Source organism: Caulobacter endophyticus, assembly GCF_029543245.1.
Taxonomy (GTDB): domain Bacteria; phylum Pseudomonadota; class Alphaproteobacteria; order Caulobacterales; family Caulobacteraceae; genus Caulobacter; species Caulobacter endophyticus_A.
Window position 1 is genome coordinate 30,294 of sequence record NZ_JARQWV010000036.1, and the last position, 17,359, is coordinate 47,652.

9 protein-coding genes and 1 tRNA gene are annotated in these 17,359 nt (G+C 68.9%); 6 read left to right on the plus strand and 4 right to left on the minus strand.

The genetic code is table 11. From position 1 onward, the window contains the following. Nucleotides 1–40 precede the first annotated feature (40 nt). Nucleotides 41–115 (plus strand) — tRNA-Thr (locus P7A99_RS23730). Nucleotides 116–138: 23 nt separating this feature from the next. Here P7A99_RS23730 and P7A99_RS23735 read toward each other — a convergent pair. The 4 genes from P7A99_RS23735 to P7A99_RS23750 all read right to left on the minus strand — a co-directional run bounded on the left by P7A99_RS23735 (nucleotide 139) and on the right by P7A99_RS23750 (nucleotide 6,329). Further along, on the minus strand, nucleotides 139–915 hold the full coding sequence (locus P7A99_RS23735) for an acid phosphatase (protein ID WP_277796181.1): 777 nt from the start codon (nucleotides 913–915) through the stop codon (nucleotides 139–141). 20 nt (nucleotides 916–935) lie between these two features. Continuing rightward, nucleotides 936–2,510, minus strand: a complete 1,575-nt coding sequence (locus P7A99_RS23740; RefSeq protein ID WP_277796182.1) for an alkaline phosphatase D family protein — start codon at nucleotides 2,508–2,510, stop codon at nucleotides 936–938. A 73-nt stretch (nucleotides 2,511–2,583) separates the two neighbouring features. Next, complete coding sequence (locus tag P7A99_RS23745; RefSeq protein WP_277796183.1) at nucleotides 2,584–4,797, minus strand: TonB-dependent receptor; 2,214 nt, start codon at nucleotides 4,795–4,797, stop codon at nucleotides 2,584–2,586. A gap of 275 nt (nucleotides 4,798–5,072) precedes the next feature. Continuing rightward, the gene (locus P7A99_RS23750) at nucleotides 5,073–6,329 is read right to left on the minus strand and encodes a TetR family transcriptional regulator (protein ID WP_277796184.1); all 1,257 of its coding nucleotides are present in this window, start codon (nucleotides 6,327–6,329) and stop codon (nucleotides 5,073–5,075) included. A gap of 234 nt (nucleotides 6,330–6,563) precedes the next feature. Between P7A99_RS23750 and P7A99_RS23755 the strand changes: the two genes are divergently transcribed. The 5 genes from P7A99_RS23755 (at nucleotide 6,564) to P7A99_RS23775 (ending at nucleotide 16,796) form a co-directional block, all read left to right on the plus strand. Next, entirely contained in the window at nucleotides 6,564–9,350 is a 2,787-nt protein-coding gene (locus tag P7A99_RS23755) for a TonB-dependent receptor (protein WP_277796185.1), read from the plus strand. A 266-nt stretch (nucleotides 9,351–9,616) separates the two neighbouring features. After that, the gene (locus P7A99_RS23760; RefSeq protein ID WP_277796186.1) at nucleotides 9,617–10,120 is read left to right on the plus strand and encodes an RNA polymerase sigma factor; all 504 of its coding nucleotides are present in this window, start codon (nucleotides 9,617–9,619) and stop codon (nucleotides 10,118–10,120) included. A gap of 87 nt (nucleotides 10,121–10,207) precedes the next feature. After that, on the plus strand, nucleotides 10,208–11,203 hold the full coding sequence (locus P7A99_RS23765; RefSeq protein WP_277796187.1) for a FecR family protein: 996 nt from the start codon (nucleotides 10,208–10,210) through the stop codon (nucleotides 11,201–11,203). 69 nt (nucleotides 11,204–11,272) lie between these two features. Next, a complete protein-coding gene (locus P7A99_RS23770; RefSeq protein ID WP_277796188.1) occupies nucleotides 11,273–14,251 on the plus strand; it encodes a TonB-dependent receptor in 2,979 nt (992 codons plus the stop codon). A gap of 295 nt (nucleotides 14,252–14,546) precedes the next feature. Further along, a complete protein-coding gene (locus P7A99_RS23775; RefSeq protein WP_277796189.1) occupies nucleotides 14,547–16,796 on the plus strand; it encodes a TonB-dependent receptor in 2,250 nt (749 codons plus the stop codon). The last annotated feature ends 563 nt before the right edge of the window (nucleotides 16,797–17,359 follow it).

Consider the following 17,359-nt stretch of genomic DNA (forward strand, 5'->3'; position numbering starts at 1 on the left):
CGGCTAAGGAGAACGCCCGTTCGCGAACACGCGTCGGCGGGCCGGTTTAGCTCAGCGGTAGAGCAGCGGTTTTGTAAACCGAAGGTCGGGGGTTCAATCCCCTCAACCGGCACCATCCTTCTCCGGCCACGGCGAGCCCTAGTCGCCTTGGGCCTTACGGGCCCGGGCCAGTTCCTCGGCTCCGCGGGCGAAGTCGGCCTGGAACACCGGATCGGCCTTGAGGCGCGAGACCAGCGCCGCGCCCACCAGCCGTCCGGCCTCTACGTCGCTGGGATAGTGCAGGCCGCAGACGACCCGGCTTTCCCCGTAGGCTACGCCGCGCGCCAGCAGGGCGTCGGCGCGGTCGGGCGCCATCTCGGCCAGCACCAGGGCCCAGGCCCAGCCGAGGGCCGCGTGTCCCGACGGATAGGAGCCGCTGGCGGCGAGGGCCGGCGCGGGGTCGATACAGGTGACCGACGGCTCGGCGACGAATGGGCGAGGACGCGAGAAGCGCTTCTTGGCCGGGGTCTGGATCGTCTCCAGGTCGCCCAGCATTCGGCCCAGCAGCAGGGCCAGCGTCGGCGTTCTTTCCGGATCGAAGGCCATGCCGAGGGCCTCGTCGAAGGCGCGTGGCGCGACCGGCGTCTCGATCTCGTTGTCGGCCCGTGCCATCGCCCAGCGGGGCGTGCCCTGCAGGGCGCGGGTCTGGCGATAGACGGCGACGTCGTCCTGGTCGCGCAGCGAGCCCGGGGTGGGCGGCGGCGGCAGGAACAGCGCCGCGTTCGGCGCTTCCTCGGCCGAGAGATAGCCGTGGGGATGGTCGGCGAAGCCCGTCCACCGATGGGAGGGAGCGACGTCGGCGGCGGTGGCGCAGCCGGCGGAGGCGAGAGCGATCAGCGCGGCGGCGAGGCCGCGCGCGGTCGGTTGGCTGGTCAAGGTCGGGACTCTTCGGCGGATCAGGCGGCGAGGGCGCCGGGACGGCCGTCCTCGACGGCCCAGGTGTTGAGCGTGGCGAGCGTAGCCTTGGGGTCGCGCACGCCGCTGATCGTCTGGTAGCGAGTGATCATCCGCTTGGGTGTGACGTCGATCGACATGTAGCCGCGCACCCGGCTGTCGAAGAACTTGATGTGCGGGTTGGCCGGCATGGCCGACATCAGCCCCTCGTAGGGCGGTCCGCCCGAGGTGATCGAGGTGCCGACGAACTCCGTGGCCACGGTCGCCGAGCGCTCGTCGCGGCTGTCGCGCTTGACGTCGTTGGTCCAGAACGAGTGGTAGTCGCCGCTGAGCACCACGGGGTTGCGCGGCTTCAGCGTGGCCAGGGCCTCGGTCATGCGGTCGCGGGCGGCGGGATAGCCGTCCCAGGTGTCGGTCCAGTAGCGGATGTCCTCGCCCCGGTTCTCGAACCGCAGGCCGGCCATGACGAGATCCTGGCCAAGGATGTTCCAGGCCGCGTCGGAGCGGGCCAGGCCCTCATACAGCCAGCGCTCCTGCTCGAAGCCGAGGAAGGTGCGCGCCGGATCCAGGCGATCGGCGCAGGCGGCGTCGGTGACGATCTGGCCGCGCGCGCCGCCTTCGTCGACGCAGGCGCCGCGCGAGCGGTACTGGCGGCCGTCGAGCATGTGGAACTCGGCCAGGCGGCCGTACCGGATGTGCTTGTGGATCTGCATCTGCATCCGGGCGTCGAGGCTGGTGCGGCGGATCGGCATGGCCTCGTAGAAAGCCTGGTAGCCGGCGGCGCGGCGTTGCAGGAACGGACGCGGATCGCCGCCCTTGTCGGGCCAGACGCCCGAATAGTTATTGAGCACCTCGTGGTCGTCCCAGACGGCCAGGCACGGGGCGGCCGCGTGCAGGCGCTGGAGGTCGGCGTCGGTGCGGTGCAGGGCGTAGCGGTTGCGGTAGCCGGCCAGGGTGGTGGCTTCCTCCAGGCCGTAGCGCCGGACGGCCTTGGCCGCGCGCTCGCCGCTGGCCGAGTACTCGTAGATGTAGTCGCCCAGGAACAGGGTCAGGTCGGGCGTCTCGTCGGCCATGTGGCCGTAGGCGCTGAAGTAGCCGGCCTCCCAGTTGGAGCAGGAGGCGACGGCCAGGCGCAGGCGGTCGACATGGGCGCCCGGGGCCGGGGTGGTGCGCGACAGGCCTGCGGGGCTCTGCTGGCCGCCGGCGGTGAAGCGGTACCAATAGGGGCGGCCGGGCGCGAGGCCCGTGACCTCGACATGCACCGCGTGGGCGGCGCGGGGATCGGCCTGGACCTGGCCGGCCGCGACGATGCGCCGGAAGCCCTCGTCCGCGGCGACCTCCCAGCGCGTCTCGATGGTTCCCGACAGTCCGCCCAGGCCGTCGGCGGCGAAGGGATCCGCCGCTAGGCGCGTCCAGATCACGAAGCCGTCGGGCGCGGGATCGCCGCTGGCGACGCCGAGCGGGAAGAGATAGGCGTCCGCCGCCCTGGCGAGGCCGAACTGCAGGACGACGGGGGCGGCGACCAGGCCGCCCAGCAGGGCGCGGCGGCCGATCAGGCCGGCGTTGGAACGTGACATCGGGAACTTCCGGGCAGCTTGGAGACAATGACGCCCGGGCCGGCGCGGCCGGCCCGGGCGGGTGGCGCGGGGATCAGAACTCCGCGGTCAGGCGCACGCCGACGGTGCGTCCGATGCTCGGCGAGGCGGTCGGGCGGGCCGAACCGTTGAAGCCGTTGCGGGTCTCCTCGTAGTCCTTGTCGAGCAGGTTGCGGGCCCACAGGCCCACGCGCCAGTCGCTGTCGGCCGGGCCCATGCTGAGGTTGGCGTTGACCAGCCAGTAGCTGGGCAGCACCGAATCCGACGAGGCGTTGTAGATCGCGTCGCGGTAGTTGTAGTTGGTCTCGGCGCGGAAGGCGTAGCCGCCGATCCGCCAGTCGTAGCTGACCGAACCGCCGTAGTTCAGCTCGGGGAACTGCAGGGGCTCGCCCGAGCGGTCGTTGGCGATGATGATGTCCCAGGGGCCGTCGACGGGGTTTGCGGCGTCGGTCGCCGCGCCGTCGATGGCGAAGTACTCGGTGTACTTGCCCTTCTTGTAGCCGACGTTCTGGCTGATGGTCAGGCCGGAGAACGGCGTCCAGGTCATCTCCAGCTCGCCGCCGTAGATCTCGGACTTGGGGACGTTGGTGATCTTGCCGCGACGGCCGCTCTCGCGGTCGTACTCGAGGCCTTGGATCTGCTGGTCCTGGTAGTCGTAGAAGAACACCGCGCCGTTCAGGCGCAGGCGGCGGTCGAACAGATCGCTCTTGAAGCCGGCCTCGTAGGAGATGACGATCTCGGGCTTGAAGGGCGTGGCCGAGGTGCCGTTGTAGGTGGTGAAGCCGCCCGACTTCACGCCGCGAGCGACGCTGGCGTAGAGCAGGGCGTCGGGGTTGAGGCGATACTCGGCGCCGAAGCGGCCGCTGACTTCCGACAGGCTGGTCTCGTAGGTGACCGACGGGCCTTCCGGCACGTTGAGGCGGCGGGTGCCCGAGGTGGTCAGGCTGCGGTCCTCGTGCTCGTAGCGCAGGCCGGCGATCAGGCTGAACTTGTCGGTCAGCTCGAAGCTGTTGTGCGTGAAGACGCCGACGGCCTCGACGTTCTGGTCGTAGGGGGTGTTGATCAGGTTGGTGTTGGCGCCGCGGAACTCGGTGTAGAAACCGCCGTCGAGGCTTTCGTCGGCATAGTGGCCGCCGACCATCCAGTTCAGCCGGCCCTCGTCCTTCGACGACAGGCGCAGCTCCTGCGAGAACACCTTCAGGTCGTTGTAGAAATAGACGTCGGACTCGTGGAAGCGGGTGCCGTCCCAGTCGTTGTATTCCGAGCGGCTGAAGGTCTGGTGGGCGGTGATCGAGTTCAGCTGCGCCCAGCCGAGGTCGGCCTGGACGCGGACATTGAGGTCGAAGCCGTCGTTGTCGCGGCCCGGTTTGGAGCCGAGCGAGCGGCCCGAGACGGCGGCCATCTGCGGCGACAGCTGCCAGCCGGTGATCCGGCGCGAGGTGTCGGTGGGATAGGTCACCCTGCCGTCGAACGAGGTGTAGGGACCGCGCAGACGCATGCCCAGGCCGTCGGACTTGTCGCGCATGTAGGTGGCCGACAGGTCGACGGTCACGTCGGGCGTGGCCAGCCAGGTCAGGCGGCCACGGATGGCGGTCTTGTCGGCGTCGCCCAGGCTCTGGCCGGTGTCGCGGTGGTATTGCCAGGCGCCGCCCTGCTCGGTGACGGCAGCGAGGCGCCCCAGCAGGACCGGGTTGATCTCGCCCGAGACGTAGCCTTCCAGGCGGTGGCGGTCGTAGGAGCCGTATTCGGCGCTGAAGCCCGCGTGGCGCTCGGCCGTGGGGGCGTTGGTGATGATGTTCACCGCGCCGCCGGTGGTGTTGCGGCCGTACAGCGTGCCCTGCGGGCCGCGCAGCACCTCGATGCGCGAGACGTCGAACATCGCGCCCTGGGTGGTGATCGTGTAGGGGTGGGCCACTTCGTCGACATAGATGCCGACCGTCGAGGCGTTGTTGCTCGAGTACTCGCGGGCGCCGATGCCGCGGATGCGGAACTGCGGCTGGCCGCTGCCGAACTGACTGTCGACTTCCATGTTGGGCACGACATTCTCGATGTCGTTGACGACGTTGACGCCCTTTTCCTGCAGCGCCTCGCCGCCGATCACGCTGAGCGCGACGCCGACGTCCTGGCTGGACTGCGCGCGGCGCTGGGCGGTGACGACGATGTCTTCGAGCACGGTGGTGTCGGCCGCGACGGGCGTTTCGGCCGCAGCCGTCTGGGCGATGGCGAAGGCCAGTATGGCGCTGGAGGCGCCGACGAGGAGACGTTGCATGGGTCGATCCATCGGGCCGGTGCGCGCGAGCCCCTCCCGCGGGCGCCGACTGGGGTTCAAGACGGGCGTCGTCGAGCGATCGAGAGGACGAAGAATGCAGGCGCCGCCGTGAGCCGGGGGATTGCTCCGGTGGCTGCCTGCTGTCGTCAAAATAACAACCGCTCGACAACGATGGCCCGTCTAATGTGTCGTCGTGATGGTTTCGTGACGGAATTAGCCCATATTTTTCAATGTCTGAGAGCGATCTTCGTTATTCGAAATAACGGTTGTTCGACTCAAGGAAGTCGGCGTTGGACCAGTTGTTCGGCGCTTTCGATCATCTGGACCGGGGTCGGGGCTTCCCCTAGGGCAGCGCCGATCAGGGCGCGGCCCTTGATCCACAAGGCGAAACGCGTGGCTGCCCGGCGGCTGAGGTCGAACCTCGGCGGCCAAACCTCGGCGCGGCCCGTGTAGGTGCCGCCGCCCTCGGGGCCGCGCAGGATCATGGCCAGGGCCTGCAACTGCGGATCGCGGCGAGCCTCCAGGCAGATGTGGGCGATCAGGCGGGCGTAGCGAACGTAGAAGCCCTCGCCTGGCGAGTCGCCGCTGCGCGCGGTGGTCGCCATCAGTGCGCTCCAGCTTTCCAGAGTCGGCGATGCCGACGGAGCGGGGCGGCGGTAGTCGAGCTGCTGGGGCATGTCGCGGAACACGCAGCGCCAGATGGCGTCGACCTGGAAGCGGCGCATGTCGTTCCAGTGATAGGCGATGGTCGAGGTCGACACGCCGGCCGCCTGGCAGACCGAGCGGTTGGTCATCGCCGGCAGGCCGCCTGCAAGGATCTGGTCGGCGGCCACGTCGAGCAGCTTGAGCCGGATGGCGCCGTTGGGGCCGTCGCCGGCCGGAGCCTCGGGGATGGTCATCCGGGCCACATAGGCCTCGGTGGTGGTCGCCGGCGCGTCCTCCAGCCCGAAGGCGCGGTCGACCAGCCCCCCCAGGCCCTCGGCGGCGATCGCCTCGTAATCGGCCCGGTCGGCCAGGGCGCCGGCGTAGAACTGCTCGATGACGAGGTAGGTGGTCACCACCTCGGCCATGGGCGCGAGCTTCGGATCGCGGGAGAGGAAGCTTTTCCAGGCGTCCAGCCGCATGGCCTCCCAGGCTCGCAGGGTGGGCGCCGTCTCCGGCTCGCCGCCTACCACCAGTTCTTCCCAGATGCGCACGAAGGTCGCGCAGGGCAGGGCGCGGCGGCGAAGGTAGCGGCCCAGCACCGCCAGCAGGGCGTCGCGGCTGGGCTCCAGTTCGCCCAGGTCGGCGAAGAAGCGATGGTGGAAGTCCCGGTCCTGCTCGAGGGCGGCGGCGGCGAGGGCTGCGGTCAGGCCGGCGCGGGACCCGAACAGGTTGACGATGACGGTGGTGCTCTTGCCCAGCGCCTGGGCCAGGTCGCGCAAGGTCAGGCCCCGAAGGCCGACCTCGGCGACGATGGCGGCGGCGGCGTCGAGGACCCGCTCGGGATCGACGGACCGGGACGAGGGAGCGGTTTCGGAGCGGGGCGCCATGCAGACCTGTTGACCCACCCCAGGTTGGATGTCGAGGCCCAACCTGGAGGCGCGCCGGACCCGGACGATCCGGCCCCGTGGCCGCGCGCGGCCCGGCCGTGAAGTTTTGATGAAATCAGCAGTTCCGCGCTGAGGCGTCGCTGGGCGGTGTCGTTGAGGGCGTCAGGGGGCATGGGTCGGGCGAAGGCGTCCGGCTTCCCGCCGTCGCAACAAACGACCTGCGGAGATCAGCACGTGATCGAACTGAACAACACCGGCCGCCGCGCGCGCCACACCGCCTGGCTGATGAGCAGCTGCGCGGCCATCGGCCTGTTCGCCGCGTCTGGCGCCGCCGCCCAGACCGCGCCGGTCCCGGCGGCCGCCGAACAGAACGCGGTCGAGGAAATCGTCGTCACCGGCAGCTATCGCCGCAGCCTCGAAGAGGCCGTCGATATCAAGCGCAACACCATCGGCTTCTCGGACTCGATCGTCGCCACCGACGTCGCCAACTTCCCCGAGCAGAACCTGGCCGAGGCGCTGCAGCGCATTCCCGGCGTGACCATCGAGCGCAACAAGGGCCTGGGCGGCCGGGTCAGCGTTCGCGGCCTGCCCAGCGAGTTCACCTTCGTCACCATCAACAACCTGGCCACGGCCTCGGGCAGCGGCGGCCGTGACGTCGAGTTCGACATCTTCGCCTCGGAAGTGATCCAGCAGGTCACCGTCCAGAAGTCGCCGCGCGCCTCGGACGAGGAAGGCGGCATCGCCGGCGCCGTGACCATCTCGACGGCCCGTCCGTTCGACTACAGCGGCCGCAAGCTGGTGGCCTCGGCCGAGGGCGCCTACAACTCGATCTCCGAGAAGAGCGACCCGAAGGTCTCGTTCCTGGCCAGCGACACCTGGGGCGACTTCGGCGCGCTGGTGTCGTTCTCGACCGCCCGCCGCACCAACCGCACCGACTCCAACTCGGGCATCAACTTCCGCCCGATGTTCCGCTTCCTGGAGGCGGGCGGCACGCGCGCCTCGCAGGCCGCCGCCGTGCTGGCGCGCGACGCCGGCGTCATCGTCAAGAGCAACACCAACCGTGACCAGACCGGCCGGATCATCTTCCAGGACAAGGTCGGCGACCGCGCCTATCTGAACACCCAGGACCAGTGGGGCGGCACGCTGTCGCTGCAGTACAAGCCCTCGGCCAATTTCGACGTGGCGTTCGACGCCATGGTCGGCGGCTTCGACGGCACTGAGGACGAGTATGACGCGGCGGCCTATTCGGCCTCGAGCCGCAGCACGCTCGAGACCATCCACAGCTACGACAAGGACACGCTGTCGAAGTACGGCATGGTCGTGCTGCGCGACGTCTCCTACACCGCCACCCAACACGAGATGCTGAGCAAGGAGCGGATCAGCGAGACCGACTACGCCCAGTTCGGGACCGAGTTCAACTGGCGCGGCGACGACTGGAAGCTGCACGGCCTGGCCGGCTATTCGGGCGCCAAGAAGACCATCGACTTCTCGAACCTGAAGCACGTGGCCTACGCCCCGTCGCGCACCCGCTGGACCGCCAATGGCGGCGAGACGATCAAGAGCGCCAACCCGGCCTCGATCGACATGTACAACTCGCCCAGCAAGTATCTGTTCGAGGCCTATGAGACGACGCTGGAGAAGATCAAGGACGACAAGTACGCGGCCCAGCTGGACTTCACCAAGGACTTCGCCTTCGACGCCTTCCCGGCGCTGAAGTCGATCCAGGTCGGCGCCCGCTACACCGACAAGTCGAAGGAGCGTCAGTACGGCGCCCTCAACATCCAGGGGCCCAGCAAGGGCAGCACCGCCTGGCTCAACACCCGCACCCTGGCCGACAGCCAACTGACCCCGATCGACCAGCTGGTGCCGGGCGGCGCCTACAGCATCCGCGACATCACCTGGAGCCAGATCTCCAACGACTACGCCCGCCGCACCTTCCGCTACGCCGGCTTCACCACGCCGTTTACGCCGGGCGACTACTATGAGGTGTCCGAGCAGGTCACCAGCCTCTACGCCATGGCCGACTTCGGCTTCGACGTTGGCCCGGTGCCGGTCGCCATCAACGGCGGCGCGCGCTACGTCGACACCTCGATCACCTCGTCGGGCTATCACCAGATCCAGAACCCGAACGGCTCGACGGGCTACACCCCCGCGCCGGTGTCGAGCGAGGGCGGCTACGACAAGATCCTGCCCAGCGTGAACTTCACCGCCGAGCTGACCGACAGCATCATGCTGCGCGCCGCGGCGTCGGAGACCCTGATGCGTCCGGCCCTGACGGACCTGGCCTACAAGCGCACGGCCAGCTGGAACTCGTTCCGCTTCACCGACGGCAACCCGAACCTCAAGCCGACCTTCGCCAAGCAGTGGGAAGTGGGCGTCGAGAAGTACCTGCCGGAAGGCGGCCTGCTGGCGGCCTCGTACTTCAGCAAGGAGATCGAGGGCGTCGTCCGCCAGGCCCTGACCGGCACGGTCAAGAACGTCACCAAGTACAACGCCAACGGCTCGATCGACGGCGTCTACGACTTCGACGTCTACCAGCCGATCAACGCCGACGGCTCCTACAAGGTCAGCGGCGTGGAACTGGTGGCCATCGTGCCGTTCGGCCTGTTCTACGAACCGCTGAAGGGCTTCGGGATCAACGCCAACTACACGATCCTCGACAGCTCGCTGACGGGCCAGTCGATCATCGGCGTGCCGACCCCGCCGGTGGGCCTGGCCGACAAGGCCTACAACGTCACCCTGTTCTACGAGAACGACGCCTTCCAGGCCCGCGTCTCGTACAACTACAAGGACAAGTACGTCGAAGGCATCGGCTACGAAATGTACCCGATCTGGCGCGACGGTTACGGCCAGACCGACATCTCGGTCAGCTACAACCTCAACGAACGCATCCAGCTGAGCCTGGAGGGGATCAACGTCACCGACGAGGCCACCAAGGGCTACACCATGGATCCGTCGTTCCCGACCATGGACGAGCGTTCGGGGCGCCGCTTCGCGCTCGGCCTGCGGATGAACTTCTGATCCGAGGCAAGGTTGCGGGACGGTCGGCGCAGGCCGGCCGCCCCATTCCTGCGACCGGCCGCGGCGCGTCGTGAAAAAGTGTCACACTTTTTGGCGATGGCTGCGGCTCATCAAGGCCGAGAGGACACTTCGTGCCAGGTCCGAGACTATGGACGGCGCCCACATCTTCCGCCCAGGACGTGCTGACGGTCGCCGAGGGCGGCTACGCGGACGCCCCCTTCGCCGGAGGGGGCGTCTTTACGCGTTCGGAGCGGGGACGGGCGGCCGTGCGGACTGACGCCGCCGCGGCGGCGTTGCGGCGCGACCTCATCGCCTATCTCCAGCGCCGCGACCGGGCCGGCGAGGTGGAGGACGTGGTGCAGGAGGCCTTCGCGCGCTTCCATCGCGCCGGTCACGACCTGGCCGCGCCCGATGCGCGGCCGCTATTGTTCGTCATCGCCCGCAACCTGCAGCTCGACGGCTGGAAGTCGGCTGGCCGCGAGCGGGCGCGCCGCGACGCCGACGACATCCACGACCTGGACGAGGGGCCGCGGGCGATTTCCTGCGAAGCGCCGTCGGCCGACCAGCGGCTGATCGGCCGCCAGGATCTGGCCGCGGCCGCTGCGGTGATCCGGGCCCTGCCGCCCAAGACCCGCGACGCTTTCCTGCTGCATCGCTTCGAGGCCAAGACCTATCGCCAGATCGCCGACCGCCTGGGCGTGTCGGTCAGCATGGTCGAAAAGCACATCGCCGAGGCGCTGCGCCAGCTGAAGGGCTCGCGTCATGACTGAGGTGTCGCGCGCCTGGATCGTTGTGGTCTGTGAGACCTTCCGCGCCTTCGCGCGAACCGGTCGGAAAACAAGGGACTTCCGCCGCCCATGATCGGCCGCCTGACCGCAATCTTCGCCACCCGGCCGATCACGGCCGAGGACTGGCTGGCCCGCATGGGCCGGCCGGGCGTGAGCGCGCGCGACCAGGCCGCGTTCCTGGACTGGCTGGAAGCCGACCACGACCATCTGCGCCAATACGAGCAGGCCAAGGCCGACCTGGCGGCGCTGGAAGGCGCGCGCGGCGCTTTCGCCCTGGACATCGCCCGCCTGCGCCGCCGCGAGCCGTCCGCCAACGCCGGACGCCGGATGGTGCTGGCCGGCGGCCTGGCCGCAACGGCGGCCGCCGTGGCGGTGGTGGTCGTGGGGCCGTCGCTGCGTCCCACGCCTGAAGGCCTGCTTTACGAGAGCGCGCCGGGCCGCATCGTCGACGTGGCGCTGGAAGACGGCTCGCGGCTGACGCTGGACGCCGACTCCGCGGTGCGCGTGGCCTTCTCCGGCGACGTGCGCCGCGTGACGCTGGAGCGCGGCGGGGCCTTCTTCGATGTGGCGCACGACAAGGCCCACCCGTTCCAGGTGGCGGTGGGCGATCGACGGGTGATCGTCACCGGCACGCGCTTCGCCACCACCCTGACCGGCGACGGCGCGCAGGTGTCGCTGCTGCAAGGTCGGGTTTCCGTCAGCCGCCGCGACGCCGCCGACAAGGCGGCGCTGGATGGCGCCCTGGCGCTGGTTCCCGGCGAGCGGGCGAGCTTCCGCCCCGGACGGCCGGGCATCGACAAGGCGTTGATCGACGTCGAGAGCGCCACGGCCTGGCGCCGCCGGCGGCTGGTGTTCCAGGACGCGCCGCTGTCGGAGGTGGTCGCCGCCGCCTCGCGCTATTCGGATGCGCCGCTGGTGGCCGCCGATCCGCGCCTGTCGAGCGTGCGGGTCACCGCCGTCCTGCCGCTGGAAGGCGAGGGGGCGCTGGTCGACCGCATGGCGGCGCTGCTGCCGGTTCGCGCCGAGCGGGCGGCCGACGGCCGGGTGCTGATCCGCGCCGAATAGGACGCGCATCGCAGAGCTGTCATGCACGCGCGCTAAGGGGCGGGGATCGTCTCGTCGGGGTCGTCATTGTTGGAACCGCTTGCTGCATCGCTGCCTGCCGGCGCGCGACGCGGCCTGTTCGGCGTCGCGGCCCTGGCCCTGGCGCTGGCGGTCGCGCAGCCGGCGCGAGCCGAGCCCAGGGTTCTGCGCTTCGACATCCCCTCGCAGGAGGCCTCTTCGGGCCTCGTCCAGCTGTGTCTGCAGGCCGATTGCGAGCTGTCCTTCGTGCAGCGTCCGGGGCAGCAGGCGCGCACCCGGGCGGTGCGCGGCGAGATGGACTGGCGCGAAGCCCTGGCGCGGATGCTGGAGGGCACGGGACTGCGCTACCGCTTCGTCGGCGCGCGGGGCGTGCGGATCTGGGCCGAGCCTGCGCTGTCGCGGCCCGCGCCGCCCCCGCCGCCGGTTCCGTCCGAGACGGTCGAGGTCGAGGGGGTGGAGGTGATCGGCCGCGCCTCCAGCCAGATCGCCGAGACCCTGCGCCGCAAGCGCGCCGCCGACGTGATCTCCGACGGGGTGTCGGTCGAGCAGATCGGCGGGCTGCCCGCCGCCAACCTGGCCGAGGCCCTTCAGCGCGTGCCCGGCGTCGCCATCGAGCACGAGGTCGGCGAGGGCCAGTTCGTCAGCGTGCGGGGCCTTGGGCCGCTGTTCCAGTCGGTGACGCTGAACGGCGCGCCGGTGGCCTTCAACGAGAACATCCGCAACTCCACCCAGAGCGGCCGGCAGTTTCGCTTCCGGGCGCTGTCGGTGGACCTTCTGGCGGGCGCGCGCCTGGCCAAGACCGCGACGGCCGACATGATCGACGGCGGCATCGGGGCCAATATCGACATCGAGACGGCGGGCGGCCTGGACGGCGATCCGTTCGCCTCGGTCCGCGTCGGCGGGGTGGTCGAGGCGCGGACGCGTGACTTCCGCCCCGATCTATCCGTGGTCGGACGGATGGTTTTCGCGGATGGGAGCATGGGCCTGGTCGCCGGCGCCTCGCAGGAGGATCGCGCCGTCCGTTACGACCGCTTCCAGATCATGCGGTTCGGACAGATCGAGGCGGGAGCCGCCAAGCTCGCCGCGCCAAACGATCTGCGCACCACCGTCGAAAGCGAGGACCGCCGCCGTCGCAGCGCCTTTGTCGGCGCCGACTGGCGGGTGTCGGAAAGCCTGCGGCTCGACTTCGACGGCCTGGTCTCGACCTTCGACAACGCCATCCGCGAGGATCGGCTGGTCTACAGCCTGGGCCCGCGCCTGACGGGGCAGGGCAGCAACATACGGATCAAGGACGGCGTCGTCGTCGCCGGGCGGGTCGCAAGCGGCCGGATCGACAACAACACCGAGTTCTCCGACCAGTCGCACCTGAACCTGGCGGTATCGTTGGGCGGTGAGCTCAAGACAGGGGCGTGGGTCCTGACTCCGCGCATCAGCGTCTCGACCGCCCGCTCGGTGCTCGACACGCCGCTGCTGCGGCTTTCGGCCCAGTCGCCGGAGGGCGTCGCCTACGACTTCGACCTGGAGAGCGGGGTGTCGGATCGCCGGGCCGGGCGGCTGACCACGGATTTCGACCTGCTGGATCCGTCGCGCCTGACCCTGGCCCAGCTGAATCTGCGGGCGGTGGAGTCGCGCGACGACGACGTCACCGCCTTTTTCGGCGCGCGCCGGAGGCTGGACCGCGCCCTGGGGCCGCTGCACCTGTCGGGCCTGAAGCTGGGCGGTCAGTTCAGCGACCGTGGGCGCGACTACCAGCGCCGCGACCGCCGTGCGACGCCCCGGGCGAACGGCGGAAGCCTGGCCGACCTCTATCGCGGCGCGACGCCGGACGACGTTTTCGCCGACCTGGTGCGGAGCCGCTCCACGCCCTGGATCGTCGCCGACCAGGATCGCCTGCGCGCCGGCTTCTTCCTGCCGGGCGAGCGCGACGGCGTCATCGTCACCCCTGACGACCTGGCGCCCACCGGCGCCGACCTCCAGAACTCCTACCGCGTGGGCGAACAGGTGGCGGCGGTCTATGCGCGCCTGGACTTCGACGGCCTGGCGGGCGCTTGGCCGTTTTCGGGCAACGCCGGCCTTCGCCAGGTGCGCACGCGCACTCAGGTGGACGGCGCCAAGCTGGCCTTCGTCCAAGGGGCGGGGGTGGTGAAGCCCGTGACGTTCGAGGGAACGCACGACGTGCTGCTGCCCAGCCTGAACCTGGCGTTCGAAACTTCCGGCGACGCCGTGCTGCGCATGGCCGCCTCGCGCAGCATCACCCGGCCATCCCTGGCCGACCTGCGCGCCTCGACCGTGCCGGCCAGCGTGCTGGTGTCGTCGATCTACATTCGGGGGCAGGCGGCCATCGACAATCCCGAGCCGGGCGTCATCTTCAGCGGCGTGGGCGGCAATCCCGCCCTGACGCCCTATGTCTCCGACAATCTGGACCTGTCCTACGAAGTCACCCGCCGGCGCACCGGCTACAGTATCGCGGTGTTCCACAAGACGATCCGCGACTTCGTCCAGACGGTCGAGGCCCCCGAGACCCTCACTTTCGAGACCCAGGCCGGTCCGCCGATCCAGGCCCAGGTGCTGATGTCGCGCCCCCGCAACCTCGGCAGCGCCCGCGTCGACGGGGTGGAGCTTGGCCTGCATCGCCGCCTGACCGACAGCTTCGGCGTCTGGGCCAACCTGACCTGGACCCACAGCCGGGTGGGCGGGGCGCGGCTGACGGGGGTGTCCGACTGGGCCTGGTCGGTCAGTCCCTATCTCGAGCGCGGCCCGCTGGCGGTGAACCTGTCGTGGTCATGGCGCTCGGCCTTCCGCTCGGAGGCCGACATGCAGGGCGGGGGCGTCTCGAACTTCACCATCGGCGCGGCGGGCTATCTCGACGCCCAGGCCAGCTACGACCTGAGCGAGACGACCCAGTTGGTGATCGCCGCCTCCAACCTGACCAATACGCACGACCTGGCCTATGAGGGATCCAGGGCGCGGCTCTTGCAGATCGGCTCGTCGGGGCGGTGGTTTTCGGTCCGGGTGAACCGCCGCTGGTGAGGCCTGGGCGCCACATCAATGGATCTATTGTTCGTTTACTGATGATTATTTGGGTAAGGTCTGACTTACTTAGTGCGTGCTCGCCCGGAATGGGTGCGATTTTCGACCGTTGAACGCCAGTATATTGCCGTTATCGGAAAATCGATTTCTTCAGTAAATGCAGCGCCTAAGTCGCGCTTCATCTTGGCGTAACGCCAGTCGTCGTGAAAAATTCAAGCAATAGCGCGGGTTTTTTGTGGCCTTCCCGTTACATCGCGGCGTAGGCAGCGCCCCTATAAATACAGGGGATAGACCTATGAACCATCGCCACACCTGGCTTGCTCTGTCGGTAAGCGGCCTTGCGCTGCTGGCCTCGGCGCCGGCCCTGGCCCAAGCCTCCGACGCCACGATCACCGAAGAGATCGTCGTCACCGCCCAGCGTCGCAGCGAGAACATCCGCGACGTTCCGTTCGCGGTCACCGCCCTGGGCGACAAGACCCTGAGCGCCGTCTCCGCCGGCGGCGGCGACGTGCTGTCGCTCTCGGCCCGCGTGCCCAGCCTGCAGATCGAAAGCTCGAACGGCCGCTATGCGCCGCGCTTCTACATCCGCGGCCTCGGCAACGTGGACTTCGACTTCAACGCCTCGCAGCCGGTCTCGGTCGTGCTCGACGACGTGGTGCTCGAGAACGTCTTCCTGAAGGGCTTCCCGCTGTTCGACGTCCAGCAGGTGGAAGTGCTGCGCGGCCCGCAGGGCACGCTGTTCGGCCGCAACACCCCGGCCGGCGTGGTCAAGATCGACAGCGTCAAGCCGACCGACAGCTTCGGCGGCTTCGGCTCGCTGGCCTATGGCAACCTGGGCGCGGTGCGCGCCGAGACCGGCGTGACCATTCCGGTGAGCGACACCCTGTCGGTGCGCGTGGCCGGCCTGTGGAACCATCGCGACGACTGGGTCAACAACGCCTACAATCCCTCGTTCGCCGGCGACGGCGACGACCTGGGCGGCTTCGACGACGTCGCCGCCCGCGTGCACGTGGCCTTCAAGCCGACCGATCGCCTGTCGACCCTGCTGACCCTGCAAGCCCGCGACTACATCGGCACCGGCACGCTGAACCGCGCCAACGTGCTGACCAAGGGCTCCAACGAGCTGAACAGCAATTTCGACCGCGACACGGTCTATTACGACGGCGGCCGCAATAACCCGCAGAAGCAGCACACCACCTCGCAGAGCCTGCAGGCGGCCTACGACTTCGGCCCGGTCACCCTGACCGGCGTGGTCAGCGCCTATCAGGGCCGCTCGTCGGGTGACGGCGATATCGACGGCGGCGTGGCCTCGGCCGCGGCGACCGCGCCCTACAAGACGCCGTTCAATTCCGAGACCGGCACCCTGTCGAGCGATCTCGACCAGAAGACCATCGAAGTGCGCCTGGCCTCGAACGGCGACGGCCGTTTCGGCTGGCAGGTCGGCGCGTTCTTCTGGGACGAGCGCTTCAACCTCGTCTCGGGCACCTTCAACGGCACCGGCGGCCTGGCCCCGACCGTGATCGGCGACATCGTCCAGCGTTCGGAATCCTGGTCGGTGTTCGGCCAGGCCAACTACAAGGTCACCGACGCCCTGAAGATCACCGGCGGCCTGCGCTACACCGAAGACAGCCGCGACTTCTCGGGCGACCGGATCATCCCGGTCGGCAGCACCAGCACGGCCCGTCCGCTGTTCGACGTGCGTCGTTCGGTCGGCGACGAGCAGGTCAGCTGGGACCTGAGCGCCCTCTATGAGGTCAACGGCGACCTGAACGTCTTCGCCCGCGTCGCCAAGGGCTATCGCGGTCCGTCGCTCCAGGGCCGCATCACCTCGTCGGACCTGATCACGGCCGCCAACTCGGAAACCGTGATGTCTTACGAGGCCGGCCTGAAGTCGCGCCTGTGGGAAGGGCGCGCGCGCCTGAACGCCACGGCCTACTACTACGAGGTCTCCGACCCGCAGTTCACGGCCATCGGCGGCGAGGGCAACTTCAACCAGCTGATCAACGCCGACAAGGGCGTGGGCTACGGCTTCGAGCTGGACGGCGACGTCTATCTCGGCGCCGGCTTCAGCCTGGCCGGCGGGTTCGCCTACAATCACACCGAGATCAAGGACAAGGACCTGCTGGTCGCCTTCTGCGGCGCCAACTGCACCGTGACCGATCCGATCGTGACCGTGGGCACGACGCGCCGCGCCAATATCGACGGCAACCCGTTCCCGCAGGCCCCGAAGTACACGGCCAACATCACGCTGAACTACGTGCATGGCCTGGGTAACGGCACCGAGCTGTTCGCCTCGACGGACTGGGTCCTCCAGAAGGACTTCAACCTGTTCCTCTACGAGTCGGTCGAGTTCATGCAGGACACCAGCTTCGAGGGCGGCGCCCGCGCCGGCTGGCGTGATCCGGTCAAGGGTCTGGAAGCGGCGGTCTATGTCCGTAACCTGACCGATGAAGCCAACGTCATCGGCGCGATCGACTTCAACAACCTGACGGCCTTCGTCAACGAACCGCGCACCTACGGCGTGCAGGTGACGAAGCGATTCTAAGACTGACGGCCCCGGCGGCGCTTTTCGAAGCGCCGCCGGTGATCCGGGATTCGTCCCGATCTGCGATTTCCGGCGCGTGATCAGCGCCGAAGCGGCGTCGTTTCGACGGCCGATTCCCGCCGAAGCCGGCGGATGACTCGATTTTCCATCTCCTGTTCGACGGTTTTCCCGCCCGACGCCCGTTCGCGGGCGAGGGGAGGGGGCTTATTCCGTCCGCTTCCGTCCATATGCGGCGGGCTTTTCGGGCGGTTCGCGAAGAAAATCGTCAAAGTGCGTTTCGGTGCGCTTGACTCAAAAAGGGCTCCCGCATAAACACCGCCCTCCCGACGCGGCCCGCCGCTTCGGGGGCTCATTCGAAGCTTTCTTCTCTTTCCGAGGCGCTGAAGTCCTTTCGGCGCCAAGGAGTGGTTCGGCCTCCTTCCGAGGCGGAACGGTCTGGAAAAGAAAGTTGAAAATAGAGTTTGACAAAATGAGGCGCTGGTTTAAATAGCCGCCTCCGCCGACACCGGGCGCTAAACGGTGGGGCCGCTCCCCGGTTACGGAGGCGGCTCGGAGCTTCGGCT